At 61.6% G+C, this 19,449-nt stretch carries 11 protein-coding genes; 8 read left to right on the top strand and 3 right to left on the bottom strand.

What is annotated here, in order from left to right:
* Nucleotides 1-13 precede the first annotated feature (13 nt).
* The 5 genes from V6M90_RS25485 (at nt 14) to V6M90_RS25465 (ending at nt 6,200) form a co-directional block, all read left to right on the top strand.
* Entirely contained in the window at nt 14-982 is a 969-nt protein-coding gene (locus V6M90_RS25485; RefSeq protein ID WP_003172051.1) for a cytochrome-c peroxidase, read from the top strand.
* A 10-nt stretch (nt 983-992) separates the two neighbouring features.
* Nucleotides 993-2,807 (top strand): DAHL domain-containing protein, encoded by a 1,815-nt coding sequence (locus V6M90_RS25480; protein WP_332847313.1) that lies wholly within the window; start codon nt 993-995, stop codon nt 2,805-2,807.
* Complete coding sequence (locus V6M90_RS25475) at nt 2,804-4,183, top strand: ATP-binding protein (protein WP_003172049.1); 1,380 nt, start codon at nt 2,804-2,806, stop codon at nt 4,181-4,183. The genes V6M90_RS25480 and V6M90_RS25475 overlap by 4 nt, the downstream gene beginning before the upstream one ends.
* 100 nt (nt 4,184-4,283) lie before the next feature.
* Nucleotides 4,284-5,903, top strand: coding sequence for an FMN-binding glutamate synthase family protein (locus V6M90_RS25470; RefSeq protein ID WP_003172048.1), 1,620 nt, complete (start codon nt 4,284-4,286; stop codon nt 5,901-5,903).
* Between the two features lie 12 nt (nt 5,904-5,915).
* Nucleotides 5,916-6,200, top strand: coding sequence for a putative quinol monooxygenase (locus V6M90_RS25465; protein WP_141064086.1), 285 nt, complete (start codon nt 5,916-5,918; stop codon nt 6,198-6,200).
* A 116-nt stretch (nt 6,201-6,316) separates the two neighbouring features.
* Here the strand turns inward: V6M90_RS25465 and V6M90_RS25460 are convergent, their stop codons facing one another.
* The gene (locus tag V6M90_RS25460) at nt 6,317-6,610 is read right to left on the bottom strand and encodes a GtrA family protein (RefSeq protein ID WP_003172045.1); all 294 of its coding nucleotides are present in this window, start codon (nt 6,608-6,610) and stop codon (nt 6,317-6,319) included.
* Between the two features lie 222 nt (nt 6,611-6,832).
* Here V6M90_RS25460 and V6M90_RS25455 point away from each other — a divergent pair, with 222 nt between their 5' ends.
* Nucleotides 6,833-7,957 carry an OpgC family protein gene (locus V6M90_RS25455; protein ID WP_003172044.1) on the top strand — a complete coding sequence of 375 codons (1,125 nt, stop codon included), beginning with the start codon at nt 6,833-6,835 and terminating at the stop codon, nt 7,955-7,957.
* A 51-nt stretch (nt 7,958-8,008) separates the two neighbouring features.
* Here the strand turns inward: V6M90_RS25455 and V6M90_RS25450 are convergent, their stop codons facing one another.
* Complete coding sequence (locus V6M90_RS25450; RefSeq protein WP_205489670.1) at nt 8,009-9,421, bottom strand: amino acid permease; 1,413 nt, start codon at nt 9,419-9,421, stop codon at nt 8,009-8,011.
* 309 nt (nt 9,422-9,730) lie between these two features.
* On the opposite strand from V6M90_RS25450, the gene V6M90_RS25445 reads away from it, so the two are divergent.
* Nucleotides 9,731-12,829 carry a transglycosylase domain-containing protein gene (locus V6M90_RS25445; RefSeq protein ID WP_332847312.1) on the top strand — a complete coding sequence of 1,033 codons (3,099 nt, stop codon included), beginning with the start codon at nt 9,731-9,733 and terminating at the stop codon, nt 12,827-12,829.
* A gap of 161 nt (nt 12,830-12,990) precedes the next feature.
* Nucleotides 12,991-18,117: a dermonecrotic toxin domain-containing protein gene (locus V6M90_RS25440; protein WP_332847311.1), complete on the top strand. Its 5,127-nt coding sequence runs from the start codon at nt 12,991-12,993 to the stop codon at nt 18,115-18,117.
* Here the strand turns inward: V6M90_RS25440 and V6M90_RS25435 are convergent.
* Entirely contained in the window at nt 18,075-19,313 is a 1,239-nt protein-coding gene (locus V6M90_RS25435; protein WP_332847310.1) for a hypothetical protein, read from the bottom strand. The two genes, V6M90_RS25440 and V6M90_RS25435, sit on opposite strands and share 43 nt — an antisense overlap.
* Between the last annotated feature and the right edge of the window lie 136 nt (nt 19,314-19,449).

The following is a 19,449-nucleotide window of genomic DNA, read 5'->3' as shown; positions in this document are numbered from 1 at the left end:
AAGGAGTGCTCGCTTGAGACACCTCTCAACCTACGGTTCAGGTCTGGCCCTGCTGCTGGGGCTCGGCCTGCCGGTGATCGCCGCGCCGTTGGACGAAGCGCTCAAACCTTTGCCGCCGGTGCCGGTGCCGGTGCTGGACGCGGCCAAGGTCGAACTGGGCCGCCGACTGTTCAACGAGCCGCGCCTGTCGGTGAACAACACGCTGTCCTGCGCCAGCTGCCACCGACTGGAAAGCGGCGGCGCCGACAACACGCCGTTCTCCCTGGGGTTCGACGGCAAACCGGTCGCGATCAATACCCCCTCGGTGTTCAACGCCAGCCTGAATTTCAAACAGTTCTGGAATGGCCGGGTCGACACGCTGGAGGCGCAGATCGAACAAGTGGTCATCAGCCCGGTGGAGATGGGCAGCGACTGGAAGACCGTGGTGCAAAACCTCACCGACCTGCCCCTCTACCAGCGCGCCTTCAGCCAGGCCTACCCCGACGGTGTCACCGCCGCCAATGTGCAAAACGCCCTGGCCACCTATGAGCGCACGCTGCTCACGCCCAATTCACGCTTTGACCAATACCTGCTGGGCAACACCGAGATTCTCACGACCCAGGAAAAATACGGCTACCAGCGCTTCAAGGAATACGGCTGCATCGCCTGCCATCAAGGCATCAACATCGGCGGCAATATGTTCCAGAAGTTCGGGGTGATGGGCGACTACTTCAAGGCGCGTGGCAACCCGGTCGAAGCGGACCTGGGGCGCTACCTGTTGACCAAGGACGAAGAAGACCGTCATGTGTTCAAGGTGCCCAGCCTGCGCAATGTGGCCGTCACCGCACCGTACTTCCACGACGCCTCGGCCAAGACCCTGGAGGAAGCGGTTGACGTGATGTTCAAGTACCAACTGGGACGCAACCCGTCCCGGGAAGACAAAGATTTTATTATCCAGTTTCTCAAGACCCTGACCGGCGAATGGGCGGGCAAGCCTTTATGAGTACACCGTCATGACCCTCACCCGCCGTAGTACCAGCCAGGTATTGCTCGGTCTGATCACCCTGCTGCTGGCCTCGATGCTGGTGTTTCTATACCTCAAATCGTCCCGCGATCAGACGGCCAGCTACACCCAGTCGCGAGACTTGATCCGCCAGCTGCAACAGCTCAACGCGCAGTGGGACAGCGAGGTGCTCAAGGCGCGCATTGCGATTACCCATAACTACGACCCGCTGGTGACACCGCTGGCGGAAATGACCCGGCTATGGGACGACCTCAACAATCGGAGCACGTACCACAACCCGCAAGATCTGGCCCGTTGGCAGTCCGGCCAGGCGGCTTACCAGGCCGCGATCCAGGAAAAAGCCCGGTTGGTGGACCAGTTCAAATCCCACAACGCGGTGCTGCGCAACTCGCTGGCCTTTTTACCGACCGCCGAGGACGACATCCAGGCGGAATTCAATCGCATTGATGAAGAAGACCGTCTGCGATTGCAAGGCGTGGCCACCGACACCTACGACTTGTTGCTCAGCAGCCTGGAGTTCGCCCAAGTCACCAGCGACGAGCGCGCCGCCGATATCCTGGTGGGCCTGGGCAAACTGGAGATCAACAAAGACAGCTTGCCCGATGAATTCCAGGCCCCGGTGGAGATCCTCAGCAACCACATTGCGTTGATCCTGCGCGAACAGCCGTTGGTCAACACCCTGCTCGACCGGATAGCCGCTGTGCCCGTGGCGCAGAGCCTGGACGACCTGACCACCCACCTCGACCAGGACCAGCAAGCCGCCGACCTGGTCGACCATCGATACCACCGCTATCTGCTGATCTTCGCCACCTTGCTGGTGGTGCTGTTGCTGTACCTGGCGGTGCGTCTGTTGCGCAGCTTCGCCGAGATCAACCGCGTCAACCGTGCCCTGCAGGCAGCCAACGAAACCCTGGAACAACGTGTGGAACGGCGCACCCAACAGCTCAAGGATGCCCAGAGCGAACTGCTCGACAGCGCCCGCCAGGCCGGCATGGCCGAGATCGCCACCAATGTGCTGCACAACGTCGGCAACGTGCTTAACAGCGTGAATATTTCCGCCGACATCGTCACCCGCAAACTGCGCGGCAGCAAGGCGCTGGGCCTGGGCAAGGCCATGCAGTTGATCAACGAGCACAAGGCTGACCTGGGCACCTTCCTAACCGACGATGCAAAGGGCAAGCTGCTGCCCGACTACCTCAACCAACTGGTGGACGCCATTGCCGTCGAGCAGCAAGGCATGACTGATGAGCTGGGGCAATTGAGCAAAAGCGTCGATCACATCAAGGATATCGTCGCCACCCAGCAATCCTATGCCGGCGCGTCCACACTGCTGGAGCCGGTGCACATCAGCGCCCTGATGGAAGACGCCCTGCGCATGAACGCCGGCGCGCTGAGTCGCCACAACGTCACGGTGGTCAAGGAATACGGGCAGGTACCGGAAGTCATGGCGGACAAACATCGCTTGCTGTTGATCATGGTCAACCTGATCAGCAACGCCAAATACGCCATGTCCAACCTCACCGACCGCGCACGGCAGATGACCCTGGAGGTCAAGCAACTGGAGGACAACACCTTGCAGATCAGCGTGAAGGACGAAGGCGAAGGCATTCCCGCCGAGAACATGACCCGCATCTTTACCCACGGTTTCACCACCCGCAAGGAAGGACATGGCTTCGGTTTGCACAGCTGCGCCCTGGCCGCCGTGGAAATGCATGGCCAGCTCAGCGCCCACAGCGACGGGCCTGGCCTGGGCGCAGTGTTTACCCTGACGATCCCTCTTAACCCTGCCGGAAGCCCCCTATGAATCAGCCCCCTAACCGGCGCATTTTGCTGATCGACGATACCCCGTCGATCCACGATGACTTCCGCAAAATCCTGATGCCCGCCGTGGAGGCCAACCAGGCACTGGACGACATGGAGTCGGCGCTGTTCGGCGATACCAGCACACCTCAGGCGCAAGCCTTCGAACTGCACTCGGCCTATGGCGGCGAAGAAGGCCTGCAGTTGCTCACCACGGCAATGACGGAGAAACGCCCCTATGCGCTGGCGTTTGTCGACATGCGCATGCCCCAGGGCTGGGACGGGGCCAAGACCATCGAGGAATTGTGGAAAGTCGATCCCGGCCTGCAAGTGGTGGTATGCACGGCGTATTCGGATTACTCCTGGGATGAACTGCTGCATCGCCTGAACGGCCATGACCGTCTGCTGATCCTGAAAAAACCGTTCGACAACATCGAAGTGCAGCAGATGGCCAACACCCTGGCCAATAAATGGGACATGGCCCGCCGCGCCTCGCTGAAAAACAGTCATCTGGAACAATTGGTGGAGCAACGCACCCAGGCGCTGCAGGTGGAAATCAACGAGCGCAAGCTGCTGGAAAGCCAACTGGTGCAGTCGGAAAAACTCGCCTCACTGGGCCAGCTCGCAGCGGGCGTGGCCCATGAAATCAATAACCCGGTGGGCTTTATCTCATCCAACCTCAGTACGCTCGACGGCTACTTCAGCCAGTTGCAACAGATGCTGGATGCTTACCGCCAGGCCGAGGAAAGCCTGGCGCCGGGTGAACAACGCGATCAACTCAAGACGTTGCGCAACGACCTGGAACTGGACTTTCTCAAGGAAGACATCCCGATCCTCATCAGGGAGTCCAAGGAGGGCATTGGCCGGGTGGTGCAGATCGTCAAGGACCTGAAAAACTTCTCGCGCGTCGACAGTGACCAGAGCTGGCAATTCGCGAACCTGCTACAGGGCATCGACTCCACACTGAACATCGTCGCCAGCGAACTCAAGTACAAAGCTGACGTCATCAAGCAATACGCCCCCCTGCCGGAAATCGAATGCCTGGCCTCGCAGATCAACCAGGTGGTGATGAACCTGGTGGTCAATGCGGCGCAAGCCATGGGACCCGAACGCGGCACCATTACCATCAGCAATGGCGTGGAAGGCGAGAACATCTGGCTGGAAGTGGCGGACAACGGCTGCGGAATTGCCCCGGAAACCGTACAGAAAATCTTCGATCCCTTCTTCACCACCAAACCGGTGGGCGAAGGCACGGGGTTGGGCTTGTCGCTCTCCTACGGCATCGTCAAGAAACACCGCGGCGATATTTCCGTGAGCAGCGAACTGGGCAAGGGCACGACATTTCGCGTGGTGTTACCGATTCGGCAGACAGCGGCGTAGGAACTCGGACTACACGCCAGAGCCTTCTGTCCTTGTTCCTGATTTGAGTACAGGCGCAGAATGCCGCACCGACCTGAGAGTCCGACCCCAAGGAAACCGTATGAGCCTGTCCTTGCTTAGCCGTTACGCCTTCTTTGCCGTGTGCGTCATCTTCACCCTCGCCAGCCTCCCCTTTATCCAGCACGAATGGCTGTGGCCCATCACCATCGTCACCGGTGTATTGAGCCTGATCGGGATTTTCGACCTGTTGCAAAGCCCCCACGCGGTGCGCCGCAACTACCCGATCCTGGGCAATATCCGTTATCTGGTGGAGGCCATCCGCCCGGAAATCCGCCAGTACCTGCTCGAATCCGACAGCGACGCCCTGCCCTTCTCTCGGGCCCAACGTTCACTGGTCTATTCACGCGCCAAGAATGAAACCGCCGACAAACCCTTCGGCACCTTGATCGACGTGTACCAGTCGGGCTTCGAATTTATCGGTCATTCCATGCGCCCCGCGCCCTTGAGCGACCCGAGTGCGTTCCGCGTGATGGTCGGCGGCCCGCAATGTACCCAGCCGTATTCGGCGTCGGTGTTCAATATCTCGGCGATGAGCTTCGGCTCGCTGAGCGCCAACGCGATCCGCGCGCTGAACCAGGGCGCCAAGCTCGGCAACTTTGCCCACGACACCGGCGAAGGCAGCATCAGCCCGTACCACCGCGAGCACGGCGGCGACCTGACCTGGGAACTGGGCAGCGGTTATTTTGGTTGCCGCACCAGCGACGGCCGCTTCGACCCGGAGCGCTTCGCCGTACAGGCGCAGAACCCGCAGGTGCGCATGATCGAAATCAAGATGAGCCAGGGCGCCAAACCCGGCCATGGCGGGATTTTGCCCAAGCACAAAGTGACTAAAGAAATTGCCGACACCCGCGGGATCATGATGGGCGAGGACTGCGTCTCACCGTCGCGCCACAGCGCGTTTTCCACGCCGATCGAATTGATGCACTTCATCGCCCAACTGCGTGAACTGTCCGGCGGCAAACCGGTGGGTTTCAAGTTCTGCCTGGGCCACCCGTGGGAATTCATGGGCATCGCCAAGGCCATGCTCGAAACCGGCATCCTCCCCGACTTTATCGTGGTCGATGGCAAGGAAGGCGGCACCGGCGCCGCACCGGTGGAGTTCACCGACCATATCGGCGTGCCGCTGCGTGACGGTTTGCTGTTTGTGCACAACACCCTGGTGGGCCTGAACCTGCGTGACAAGATCAAGCTCGGCGCCAGCGGCAAGATCGTCAGCGCGTTCGACATCGCCAGCGTCCTGGCCATTGGCGCCGACTGGGCCAACTCGGCGCGCGGCTTCATGTTTGCCATCGGTTGCATTCAGTCGCAAAGCTGCCACACCAACAAATGCCCGACCGGCGTCGCCACCCAGGACCCATTGCGCCAGCGTGCGCTGGTGGTGCCGGACAAAGCCCAGCGAGTGTTCAACTTTCACCGCAATACGCTTAAAGCGCTGGCGGAGATGCTGGCGGCGGCCGGGCTGGATCATCCGTCGCAGTTGGCGGCCAAGCATCTGGTGCGGCGGATGTCGGCGACGGAGATCAAATTATTTTCGCAGTTGCATGTGTTTCTCAAGCCTGGGGAGCTGCTCACTGGGGAAGTGAACGGCTTGTTCTATTCACGGATGTGGCAGATGGCGCGGGCGGATAGTTTTGAGCCCCATGAAATTGCTGCTGCCTGAAGGAGGCCTGCCATGTTGAAAGTCATCGCCGAAGATTTCATCAAGCACGAACACTTAAACACCGTGCTCCCGTGGTACACCGAGCTGGTGGAAAAAACCCGCCAGGAACCACTGTGCATCGCCTACGACCTGTTCGTTGATCAAAAAGACCCAGGCCACTTCATTTTTATCGAACAATGGCCCAATCAGGAGGCGCTGGATGCGCACTGCCAGACCGAGCACTTCACTCGGTTGGTACCACAAATTAATGCATATCAGGCCAAACCATGCCGGGTACTGCTGATGGATGCTTTCTGAGAATACCCATTGCGCGCTGAACCAGACCAACGACGGCATCGTTGAACACAACGAAATTTACATGCCGTTATTGGTCTTCGCCGCCATTGCCGCGCAATTGTCCGAGCGCTGGAAACTCATTGCCGAGGCTCGCGAAACACCACCCAGCGCGACAGCAAAAAACCGCAGACCAGGCTGACCATGCAGAGCATAAACAGCGCGTAACGCGGGACTGAGATCGGCACGCTAAAGGTGTACAGCGCATTGACGTAAAAGGAAAAGGACGCCGCTATACAGAAAGCCAATAAATTGCTGACGGCCTGGCTCAGCTCGAACGCGGCCCTGAACACAAAAAACAGCTGCCAATGGATCACCGTATTGGCGACGCCAACCACCGTGTAGCTGGAGAAGCCCTTCCACAGTCTGCTCATACCGTCGTCCTGTTGCGGCTGTGCTCAGCAAGCCACGACGACCGGCACCCGTCTACTGTCAGAATTACAGGTACCCCACCCGGCCAACTGAGACATTCAGTAATACCCAGCTTTTGCAATTACTTACAAATCCCGCCAACCTGCGCCCGCCAGACGTGCGGCGTAGGACACTACGACCCTGCGCCCGCCCTCACTCAACTATTTGTTCAAGAGCCCGCTGCCATGCTGAACGGACGCGACCCGCGCATCGATTTTTTTCGGGGCCTGGCGTTGATTTTCATTTTCTGGGACCACGTCCCCCATAACCCCCTCGGTCAAATCACCTTGCGCAACCTGGGCTTCAGCGATGCAGCCGAAGTGTTTGTGTTCCTGGCCGGCTATGCCTCGGTGCTGGCCTACGGCAAGGTCTTGCAGCGCGAAGGCTATTGGATGGCCGGCTTGAAGATCCTGCGGCGTACCTGGGTGTTGTATGTGGTGCACATCTTTTTGCTGGCGGTGATGATGGGCATCGTGTTTTTCGCCAACAGCCATGTGGAAACGCGCGACCTGGTGGAGGAAATGGGCATGACGCATTTCATCACCCACCCTCAGCAAGCCCTGACCGATGAGTTGCTGCTGCGCTTCAAGCCCAACCTGATGGACCCGCTGCCGCTGTATATCGTGCTGTTGGGCGGATTGTCGTTGGTGTTGCCGTTCCTGCTGCGCCAGACCTGGGCGGTGGTGGCGGTGTCGCTCGCGGTGTACCTGATGGCGCCGTGGATGGGCTGGAACCTGCGGGCGATTGCCGATGGCGTGTGGTACTTCAACCCGGTCACCTGGCAACTGCTGTTTGTGCTGGGCGGCGCGGCGGCGATTCATGCCAGCCGGCCGCGCCTCGCCGAGACGCGCGGGCTGTTCCGGCAGCCGTTGTTTATGGCCGCAGCGCTCTATGTGCTGGCGGCGGCGGTGATCACCCTGTCCTGGCGCTGGCCCGAGGTCCACGACGCGTGGATGCCGTCCGCACTCAGCGAGCTGTTGTACCCGATCAGCAAGACCGACCTGTCGCCGGTGCGGCTTGTGCATTTCCTGGCCCTGGCCTACGTCACCGCCAAATTGTTGCCCGGCCGTGCATGGACGCAACACTGGCTGGCCCGGCAAACCTGCCGTATGGGGCGCTTTTCCCTGGAGGTGTTTTGCCTGGGGGTGTTGCTGGCACCGCTGGCGGACATGGTCAACGCACTGGCGGGCGATACCTTCGCCGTGCAGGTATTCACGGCGCTGGTGGGGGTCGGGTTGATGGCCCTGCTGGGGGCCTGGCTGGCGTTCAATAAGCGTCTGCATCAGCAACCCAAACTCGTCCAGGCCTGAACAAGCAAAAAGCCCCATCACGGGGCTTTTTGCTGTGCATACGTCAGGCCATCAGGCGGCTGACCGCACCGCCCCATCGCTCGGCTGCAACTTGAATACATAAAACAGCACGGTCAACAGCACCAGGAATACCGGGCCGACATACAGCGCGACACGTGTGTCCGGGAAGTACGCCATCAGCCCCACCACCAGCACCAGGAAGGCCAGGGCCAGGTAGGAACTGACCGGGTACAGCCACATGCGGTACTTGAGCCCGGCGCGTTCGGCCGGGCTCAGACCCTGGCGAAACTTGAGCTGCGCCAGCAGGATCATGACCCAGGTCCAGATCGCGCCAAAGGTGGCGATGGAGGTGACCCACACAAACACTTTTTCCGGCACCAGGTAATTGAGCAACACGCCCAACAGCAAGGCCGCAATCGACAGCAACAGCGCGCGGCGCGGTACGCCGTTGCTGGAGGTGGTGGCGAAGGTCGCCGGCGCCTGGCCGTTCTGCGCCAGGCTGTAGAGCATGCGCCCAGTGCTGAAGATGCCGCCGTTGCACGAAGACAACGCCGCCGTGATCACCACGAAGTTGATGATACCGGCGGCGGTCTTGATGCCCAGCCGCTCGAACGTCATCACGAACGGGCTGCCCTGGGTACCGATTTCGTTCCACGGGTAGATCGACAGGATCACGAACAAAGCGCCGACGTAGAACAGCAGGATGCGCCAGAACACCGAGCCGATGGCGTTGGGGATGGTCTTCTGCGGGTTCTTCGCTTCACCGGCGGTGAGGCCGATCATCTCCACGCCGAGGTAGGCGAACATCACCATTTGCAGCGACATCAACACGCCCTGGATGCCATTGGGCAGGAAGCCGCCATGGGCCCACAGGTTGGAGATCCCCAAGGCCACGCCGTCATTGCCGAAGCCGAAGGCAATGATGCCGACGCCGCCGATGACCATGGCGATGATGGTGACGATCTTGATCAGCGCGAACCAGAACTCGAACTCGCCAAACGCCTTGACCGCGATCAGGTTGATCGTGCCCATGCTCAGCAGCGCCGCCAGGGCCCAGATCCAGCGCGGAACATCGGGGAACCACACGCCCATGTACACCGCCACGGCGGTGATTTCGGCGACGCAGGTCACCAGCCACAGGAACCAATAGTTCCAGCCGGTGAGGAAGCCCGCCAGCGGGCCGAGGTAATCCTGGGCGTAGCGGCTGAACGAACCGGCGACGGGGTTGTGCACCGCCATTTCGCCCAGGGCGCGCATGATCACCAGGATCGCCAGGCCGCCAATGATGTAGGAGAGCATGATCGCGGGGCCGGCCATCTCGATGGCCTTGGCCGAGCCGAGGAACAGGCCGACGCCGATGCAGGCGCCAAGGGCCATGAGGCGAATATGCCGTTCGCCCAGTTCACGTTTCAGCGGGCCGCCTTGAGCGGTCTCGCCATGGGGCAGGTGATTGCCTGTCGGCATAAGGTACAACCTCGTCTTGTTATTGGATGACCCACTGAGCGACGAGCCGCGAGGCCGTCGGGTCAGTGGATGCGCAGTATAAAAACCCGAACGAGGGGGCTTTCACTCTATAAACGATTAAATTCAGCGTTAAGTCCGGGAAAATACGCTACCCGCGAGAAATATTCACCTGCCTAAGCGTGAAACACAGGCGCCACCGAGGCCGTTGGCAAGGCTCTGACGCCCCGCCCTACAAATTCCTCACGCCGCGCCGGCAGCGACTAAGCTTCAACCAGGTCCGATCAATCTGCGTAAATGGATCAATCGACTATGGGCGCTTTATGGCAAACCGATTCGACCCAGGCTGTGGTCCCCACCGACAGTCCGGATCATCCGCCATTGCCACAAAGCCCCCGCACGCGAAGGTTGTGGTGGCGGCTGGTGTGGCTGGTACTGTTGATCGCACTGCTGGGCCTGGGCTGGGCCGCCAGCCGGGAAATGCGCACCTCGCGCCTGCAGGCCGAACACCTGAGCGCGCTTGCGGCATCACTGAGCTACCGCGTCGAACCTGGCCCCAGCGACGCCATTGTTTACCCCGGCGATGGCCCGTTCGACCGGCGCCTGGGTTACAGCGGCCTCAATGATTTTTTGCCGCGCCTGCTCAAGCGCAACTACCGCATCGAGGCGCAGGCGCGGTTCTCCCCGGCACTGATGCACTACGCCGAGCGCGGACTATTCGTACCCTACGCGGAAAAGGTCCAGGCCGGCCTGACCCTCACCGACTGCCGCGGCGCCCCCCTGTACACCTTCACCTACCCGCAGCAACTCTATGCAGACTTCGCCGCGATCCCGCCGCTGGTGGTGCAAAGCCTGTTGTTCATCGAAGACCGCGACCTGCTGGACCCGAAGCAACCGCTGGCCAACCCGGCGGTGGACTGGCCGCGCTTCGCCAAGGCGGCCTGGTCGCAGGTGGCAAAGCTGCTGCATCTGCCGGGCCAGACCGCCGGCGGCAGTACCCTGGCCACGCAGTTGGAGAAGTATCGTCATTCGCCCGATGGCCTGACCCTGTCGGGCGGCGAGAAAATCCGCCAAATGATTTCCGCAAGCGTCAGGGCCTACCAACCGGGCCCGCAGACCCTGGACAGTCGGCAGCGTATCGTGCGCGACTACCTCAACAGCGTGCCGCTGTCGGCGGTACCGGGGCACGGCGAAGTGCACGGCATGGCTGAAGGCTTGCGCGTGTGGTTCGGCGCTGACTTCAACGCGGTCAACCAGGCGTTGAGTGACCACGCGCAGGACCCGGCGAGCCTGGCCAAACGCGGCCTGGCCTTGCGCCAGGTGCTGTCGTTGATGATCGCCCAGCGGCGCCCCTCGCATTATCTGAACAAAGGCCGCGACGAGCTGACGCAATTGACCGACAGCCATATCCGCCTGCTCGCGCAGAGTAACGTCATCACGCCAGCCTTATCCGCCGCCGCCCTCGCCAACCACGTCACCTACCGCGACTGGCAGCGCCAGCCCACGCTGCAACCGATCGAAGGCAACCGGGCCATCAGCGTCGCCCGCAGCCGCCTGGCCAGCCTGCTTGATCGCCCGCTGTATGACCTTGATCGTCTTGACCTGTCGGCCACCAGCACCCTGCAATACGACCTGCAAACCCAGGCCACCGCGTACCTCAAGCGCCTGGCGGACCCCGCGTTCGCCGCCCAGACGGGCCTGCTCGGACCGCGTCTGCTCACGCCACAAAGCACGCCCCAGGTGCGCTACAGCTTTACGCTGTTCGAGCTGACGCCGGATGGCGCGCGGGTGCGGGTGCAAACCGACAACACCGACCAACCCTTCGATATCAACGAAGGCAGCAAGCTCGAACTGGGCTCCACCGCCAAGCTGCGGGTGCTGACCACCTACCTGCAAATCATCGCCGAGCTGCACGAGCGCTATGCAGCGCGATCGCCGGCCGCACTGAAGACCGTCGAGGTACCGGAGCAGGATCCGTTATCGCGCTGGGCTGTGGACTATTTGATGCGCAACAGCGACCGCGACCTGGCGAAGATGCTCGACGCGGCCCTCGACCGCACCTACTCGGCCAGCCCCGGCGAGGCGTTTTTCACCGGGGGCGGCTTGCACCGCTTCCATAACTTTCGCAATGAAGACAACGGCCGCAACCCGACCCTGCGCGATGCCCTGCGCGAGTCGATCAACCTGCCCTTCATTCGCCTGATGCGCGACCTGGTGCGCTACACCACCTACTCAGGCGCAGACAACAGCGCGCGCCTGCTCAAGGACGACAACGACCCACGCCGCCAGGAATACCTGGCCCGGTTCGCCGACCACGAAGGCACTGCGTTCCTGCTCAAGTTCTGGAAAAAATACCGCAACAAGGATACCCAGGCGCGCCTCGACACGTTCATGGACAGCCTGCACCCCACCGCCATTCGCCTGGCCGCCGTGCACCGTTATTTGCTGCCCCAGGCCAGCCAGCAAAGCTTCAACAGCTTCGTGCGCTCGCACCTCTTGGGCATCAAGACCCCCGACAAACTCAGCGACGAACGCCTGGCCACGCTTTACCAGAACTACGGCCCCGGCGCCTACGACCTGCCCGACCAAGGCTATATCGCCAAGGTGCACCCGCTGGACCTGTGGCTGCTGGGTTACCTGCTCAACCACCCCCAGGCGACGTTCAGCGAGGTGGTCAAGGCCAGCGAATTCGAGCGCCAGGAAGTCTACAGCTGGCTGTTCAAGAGCCGCCATCAAAGCGCCCGCGACAGCCGTATCCGCACCATGCTGGAGATCGAAGCCTTCCTCGACATTCACCAACGCTGGAAAGCCGTGGGCTACCCGTTCGACCACCTGGTACCGTCACTGGCCACCGCCATCGGCAGCTCCGGCGACCGCCCCGCCGCCCTCGCCGAACTGATGGGGATCATCCTCAACGACGGCGTGCGCGTACCGGCGCTGCGTATCGACAGCCTGCATTTCGCCAGCGGCACGCCCTATGAAACACGGGTGGTCAACGACCCCAATCGCGGCAAGCGGGTGATGCCCAGCGCAGTGGCCACGGCCTTGCGCGGCGCACTGTCGCAAGTGGTGGATGCCGGTACGGCGAAACGCGTGGCCGGCAGCTTCAAACTGGCCGACGGCACACCGCTGTCGATGGGCGGCAAGACCGGCACCGGCGATAACCGCATCGAAGCCATGGGCGCCGGCGGCCGCATCCTCAGCTCCAAGTCGATCAACCGCACCGCGACCTTCGTGTTCTACATCGGCGAGCAGCACTTCGGCACGCTGACCGCATTTGTCCCCGGTGTTTCGGCCGAACACTTCACCTTTACCTCGGCGCTGCCGGTGCAGGTGCTCAAGGGCATGGCGCCGATTCTCACGCCGTACCTGCAACCGGGCAGCCACACTCAGTGCGTAAAAACCAAATAGCTACCGCCCGTGCAAAGGGGTGCTACGTCGCTATATCCCGTGTTCGATTAACCGCTTAATTCATACATAACCTTATGTTTATAAAGCAGTATTTCAAGCTTAAAGCACGGCCCGCGCCCGCCTAGACTGCCTGTTCATTATTTGCACAAGGCAACTCGACCATGACAGCTGAACCTGCCATCCCCGCGACCGTACCCATCACCCGTTCCGCCCATTTCACGTTGATCAAACAGGCATTGCCGACGTGGCTCACCCAAGCATCAGCGGCACGCGTGGCGGCGCTGGGGAGCGCAGCCAAAACCGCCCCGAGCGCCTTCGCATCGGCGTCACCCGTCGCTTGGCAGCGCTTGAAAATCGCTGTGGCCGAGCAATGGACCGCGCAGAACGCAGTCGATAAGCACCTCCAACACCTGCAAGACGTCGAGGCCTTCGCCGAGCCCCTGTTAAAACAGGCACTGCTTGAGCAATACGGTCTGGATGAAGACGTGCGCGAGACCCATCTGAGGTTGTACGCACCGGCCAACCTGCCGTGGTGGGTGCATGACGTCACCGGTGGCGTGCGCAGCCGAACCGTGTCGCTGCTGCACGCCGCGCTGCACAACTTTGCCGCCCCCGAAACCTTTACCGCCGACTCGACGTTTATTACCCGCCCTGACCCCCAGGGCCTGTTCGATATCAAACACATCAAGCATCGGATCACGATCGGTCAATTCAAGAACCTGGTGCGTGAACTCGATATCGGCAGGCGTTACCAGCAGCATCTCGAAGAACAGTTGGGGTTCAAGCAGCCGCTGGCCAAGGCGGTGCTACAAGCCAGGGTCATCCGCCATGGCAAGGCTGCGTTCAAGACTGCCGCGCAGAGCGCGCTGATGCTGCAACAGATCGACCTGAACACCCACGACCTGATGCTGCGCCTGGTCGAAAGCCGCCAGGGGCTGATGCTCAACGGCGCGCCGCTGTGCTGTCACGATCTGACATTGATGGACACCCCGCTGACCGGCATCGTGGTCATCGCCCCGGACCTGACTCAAGGCCGTCAGCCGCTGCCCGTCTTGGTCTATGTGCCCGACGATCCGGAGCATCCGCTCAAGTACTATCCTGACGGCACGACCTTTGTAAAAGAAATGACCCGCCAACTGCGCCAGCCCGCCTACCAACGCTTTTTCTGTCGTTTCGTGCCCCAGGCCCAGCGCGGCGTGTTCCTGGCCCGGCTCCATGAGCGCCTGGGTCATGTCACCTGGCACGCCGGGCGCTCACAAGACCCTCTGCCCAACTGGCGCGACACGCCGGTGGACAAGCCCTACCTGCACATCGGCACGCGCCGGGTGCAGACCGATCTGTGGGAGCACCTCTACCAGCGTCAACTGGACAAGATCCTCGATGACGCGCGCGAGATCGCCGTGTCCACGGCCTATGCCGACCGCATGGCGCGCTGGGCCTGGTGGGACAACCTGGAGCACATCCTGTCCGACGTACTGAACGCGGCCTTGCTGGTCGCCACACCATTCATGCCGGTGCTGGGCCAGTTGATGCTCGCCTACAGTGCCTGGCAACTTGCCGATGAGGTCTTCGAAGGCCTGCTGGACTGGACGCAGGGACGCCGTGTAGACGCCATCGAACATGCCGTGGGTATCGCGCAGAGCGTGGTGCAACTGGGGATCTTCGGCGCCGGTGCGTCGTTGGGGGCGCTGGCCAGGGTGAAAGCCTCGGCCTTTGTCGAGGGGTTGAAACCGGTGCAATTGGCCGATGGACGCCAACGTCTGTGGCACCCCGACCTTGCGCCCTACCGACAACCCGAGCTGGCGCCGGTCGCCGGCGCCAAGCCTGACGCCGAAGGGTTTCATCACCGGCAGGAGCAGAAGGTCATGCGCCTGGACAGCCATCACTACGCGGTCGCCCAAAACCCCGGTACCGGCCGGTATCGCATCCTCCATCCCAAGCGGCCCGACGCCTATCAACCCGAGGTCTTCAGCAACGGCGCCGGTACGCTGGTGCATGAAGGCGAGGAGCCCATGACCTGGGACAGCACCCGCCTGATGCAGCGCCTCACGCCCACCACCGCCGACCTCACGCCCGCCGAGCTGGCGCGCATGCGCGATATCAGCGGTACCGCCACCCAAGAGCTGCAGCGCATCTATGTCGAATGTACCGCGCTGCCGCCCCTGCTCGCCGACACCCTGGAACGTTTTGAACTGCGCCGCGCAGTCGATGGTTTCGGCGACCTGGTGCGCAAGGGCGCGCCAACCGGCGAAACGGATGACTGGACTGCGCAATCGCTCACGGAACTGCCGGGATGGCCGGTCGAGCGGGCCATTGAGGTGTTCGATGCGGCGGACCTGAGCGGTGCCTCAATGAAATACGGCGACTGCGAGGCGGGGGCCGCGCAGACCTTGAGAATCAGCCGGCAGGCCGTGCAGGCCGGGCGACTGCCGGAACAGATCGTGGGTTATCTAAGTGAAATGGAACTTGAGGGATTGCTCGGTGCCCCCTTACCCGCCGCCCCGGCAAGGGTGCAGGCGTTACGCAATCGTCTGGGTGACTATCTCGACACACAACAAGCCGCGATTTTCGAACACCGTTATCGTCTCGCGCAGGCGTCTGATGACACGAGCGCCCGCCTGGTGCAGCAAACATGCCCGCAACTGCCCGACGCGTTGGTGCAACGCTTGCTCAGCCACGCCCCCCCTGAAGAGCGCCGCATGATGGCCGAGCAACAACGCTTGCCGCTGCGCCTCAGGCGCCTGGCCGAGGCGCTGCAACTGGAAGTACAGGCCGCCCACGCCTATGAAGGTCTCTACCCGGACGTACCGCTCGGCGTCGATACCGAACGGCTGTTGCTCAATGCCTTGCGGCTTTACACCGACACCTTCGCCGACCTGCGGATCAGCGTGCATGAGCACACCCCGGACGGCCTCTTGCGCTGCAGCGTCGGCCCCGAGGATGCGCGCACCGCCAAGGTGCTGCTGCGCAGTGCGAATGGCCGCTATGCATTGCCCGAAGCACGTACGCTCACCTACGACCTGTACGAAGCCACGCTGCGCCTGTTGCCCGAGGCGCACCTCAAGGCCCTGGGCTATAAGCCCGGCCAGGGCCCGGCTCTCAAGCAATGGCTGCAGACAAAATTGCTGCCACCGGCCGAACGCAGGATCGCGCTGGCGCAGCCGCCCATCGCGCCGGTGATTCAGCGCGACACTCTGCGGTTGTTGAAGTGGCCCGATTTCAAGGCGCTGCGGCAATTGTTCGGCCTGGAACGCTCGGTGCAGGCGCGGATTACCCGCCTCTACCCCACGATGACGCCCGATGAGGCGCGCAGTGTCGCCGTGTTGTTGGATACGCCGGAGGGGCTACGCACACTGGACGCATTCGAAACTGAAAAACACCGGTTGATGCAGGACCTGCACAACTGGCTGCTCACGCCCACGGCGTCGGCAAATCGCGCGCTGGCCGACCAGGAACGCCTGGACCGGGTGAACATCGGCGCCATCCTGCGCCACTGCTGGGAACAACGCCCCCACGACTATCGCAGCGAATATGGCGACCCGTTGTTCGGCCGTGCCCTGGATTTCAGTGGCTACGCCTTACGGGGCGCACTCAGGGATTTCCCCCGGCTGCAGGCGGATTTCGGACATGTCACCAACCTCACCATGACGGGCGCGGGAATGCTCGACAGCGATGCGGTTTTTTTGCACAACTTTCCCCAGTTGCGCACCCTGGACCTGACGGGTAACCAGCTCACCGAGCTGCCCGGCGCAGTAAGCCAGATGCCGCGTCTGAACGGTTTGAAACTGGGCGGCAATCCCCTCCAGTGGACCGAACAGAGCCTGGCGCAGCTCAAGCAGCTTCAGCATTTGAAGATCCTGGAGCTTTCACACAACACACATCTGTCGCACGCGCCGGATATCAGCCGCATGCCGCTCTTGCAAATGCTGATGCTCAATAACACCGGTATCAGCCGTTGGCCGTCGGGGCTGTTCGAACTCCCGCGCCCCGCGACCTTTGTCCTCGACCTGCGCAATACCGCTGTCCGCCAGTTGCCCCCGGTCGAGCCCGGCTCGTGGGAGGCGGAACTGGTGGTACGCACGCGCCTGGATCGACAGCGGCTTGATTTCGACAGCGAAAACCTGATGGTCGATCTCCGGAGGGCCGCCGGGCTGGACCCCTGGCGCACCTATCCGGCGCGGGGCGAAATCGACAGCGCGTTCTGGCTGGAAAATCGTCGAGGCGCCCGCCGAGAACACTTGCAACGCCTTTGGGATGATCTGGAAGCCGAACAGGGTTCCCAGGGCTTTTTTGAAGTGATCAGGAGTCTACAAGTCGAGGACATCACCTTCCAGACGCCTGAAGACGCCGGTCGTTACCAGCTCAACCGCACGCAGTTGAGCCTGAATGTCTGGCGCATGCTGCAAGCCATGCACAGCGACGATGGGTTGCGTGAACGTCTGTTCATGATGGCCAGGGAGCCGTTCAATTGCGCCGACGCCGGGGCCGAAATTTTCAACGCGATGGGCATTGAAGTGTTGGTGTTCGAAGCGTATCGCGACGCATCGCCCAGCACCTTGGGCCCGGCGCTGGCCCGGCTGGCCAGACAGAAAGCACGGCTGCACCAGGTCAACCGTATTGCCCAGGCCGACGTAAAGCAACGGCTCGCGCCGTTGGACGCCGGCGGACTGGGCCTGCGCCTCAATACCGAGGTGGTCGAGGGACAGCGCGGCACGGTCGATGAAGTGGAGGTTTACGTCGCTTATCAGACGGGGCTCAAAGAACGCCTTGACTTGCCCTGGCTCTCAAGCCACATGGCCTACCGAACCACCTCCGGGGTCAGCACCGAGCAACTGACTACCGCCGCTAATACCGTACTGGAGCTGGAACAGGGCGATGGGCTGATAAACCAGATGCTCGAACAGGATTTTTGGAACAACTACCTGATGGACACCTACCCACAAGCGTTCCGGGACAATCAATGCCTGCATCGCGACAGCACCGCAGGGGTCGACGACTTGCGCTCGGCCCAGGACGACTGGGCACATTACCTGCGCAAACCGGCGGACCGGCAGGACGCGTTGGTCGCCGAGCAACTGCGCCAGCAGTTGACCACGCTGGCCGATAAAATGGACGTGCCGCACAGCGTGGTGCTGACCGGCGACCCCATGAGCGATGCCATCTACCTGCGCATTCTCGGCGACAGTTTTTACGATGAAAACGAGTTGGGCAGACGGCTGACCCGCGCGGTTCTAAGCCAGCAAGTTCACACTTCCGAATCCCAGATCACGGTGACGTTTCCGGCGTAGGTGCGTGAACTGCCGCTAAGCATTTCCTCGACATAATCGCGGGCGATCTCAAAGTGCAGGGTGGCAGGCTTGCGCTCCACATAGAACCCCGGTTGGAACAACTCGGTGCCGCTGCCATCGCGTCGCAGCAAACGTCTATTGACGCGTTGACCTTCGGCATCGGTCAGGCCATGGGGCAGGCTTACGCTGATGTTGACCGGTACCGCATGGCCCACGTTCGGCTCCCACAATGCGCAGGTGTTGGCGCCGACACCATATTGGCATTCAAGCAACATTTTGAAGCGTGAAGACGTATAGATATGAAAGGTCTGGTCGCGAAATAAGCGGGTCGGTTTGCGTCCCTGGGTCAACCAGGCTTGCCAGCCGCCCTGGGGCTCCAACTGGACACGATTACCGCCAGGAGGCACTTCGATCTTCAGGGTGTGCTGGACCTCGAGATTGAAATCCAAGGTTAGCTGCGCCTCGTTGGCGACCATGACAGTGCCCATGTCGAAATCCTGTCCTGGGCCGATGCGATACGTCAGCGAACCGGTGTAATGCCCGACCGACATCTTCAACGGATTGGGCGTGCGCAGTTCGTAGGCAAAGTCCAAATAGTTGTAGGCCAACTGAGGGATCAGATAACGGGCACGTTTTGAGCAACTGGCTTCTACTGGGGTTTGCCAGAGAAACGCGTACTGCGAACTGCTGTACGCTCCTACACCGCTATATCGACAGGGGGCGGGTGAGTTCACCCAACTGGACCCCCACAGCATCCCATGTGCAACACCGGTGCCCACGCCTCCGCCGACCAGGTTTACGGCGCTATCAGGCAGCGCATATTGCGACCCGATGGCGCGCACGCGAACTTCCACAATCTCACTTTCCCCCGAGTCGGCGTTGGTGACACTGATCTCACGCCACTCTGCGGGCACTTTGAACGTTGCGCCTTGCTGCGGATCTTCGTGATTGGGCTGAATTGGCCCGTTCGAAGCGAAACGTATGGGCAAGCGAATACTGAACATCCCCGCCTGCCCGCATTGGGCCGGGTACGATGCGCAGTAGCCACTGGTCGGCGTGGTATTGATGAACTTGTTATCGCTGGGCTTGGCCGGATCAGGCCTGAAGACTGCGGTGATATCCCTGTTCAAGGCGTGAGACTCGGCTGCCGCCACCAGTAAAAACGTAACTCCCAACACCATCGTCCAACATCTCATCCCTACACCTCGCGTGTTGAATCAAGCCAGCCCCTGGATCTGAGCAGGACGCTGCCGCCAGAGACTTCGAAGCCGCCGAATGATCAACTGTTTTGTCGCGCAAATAAGCAAGGCGCTTCCTGGAAGCCCGTAGTCA

It is taken from the genome of Pseudomonas lactucae, assembly GCF_036688725.1.
GTDB lineage: Bacteria > Pseudomonadota > Gammaproteobacteria > Pseudomonadales > Pseudomonadaceae > Aquipseudomonas > Aquipseudomonas lactucae.
Note: the sequence above shows the minus strand (reverse complement) of the source record. Positions and strands in the feature narration are given on the sequence as shown.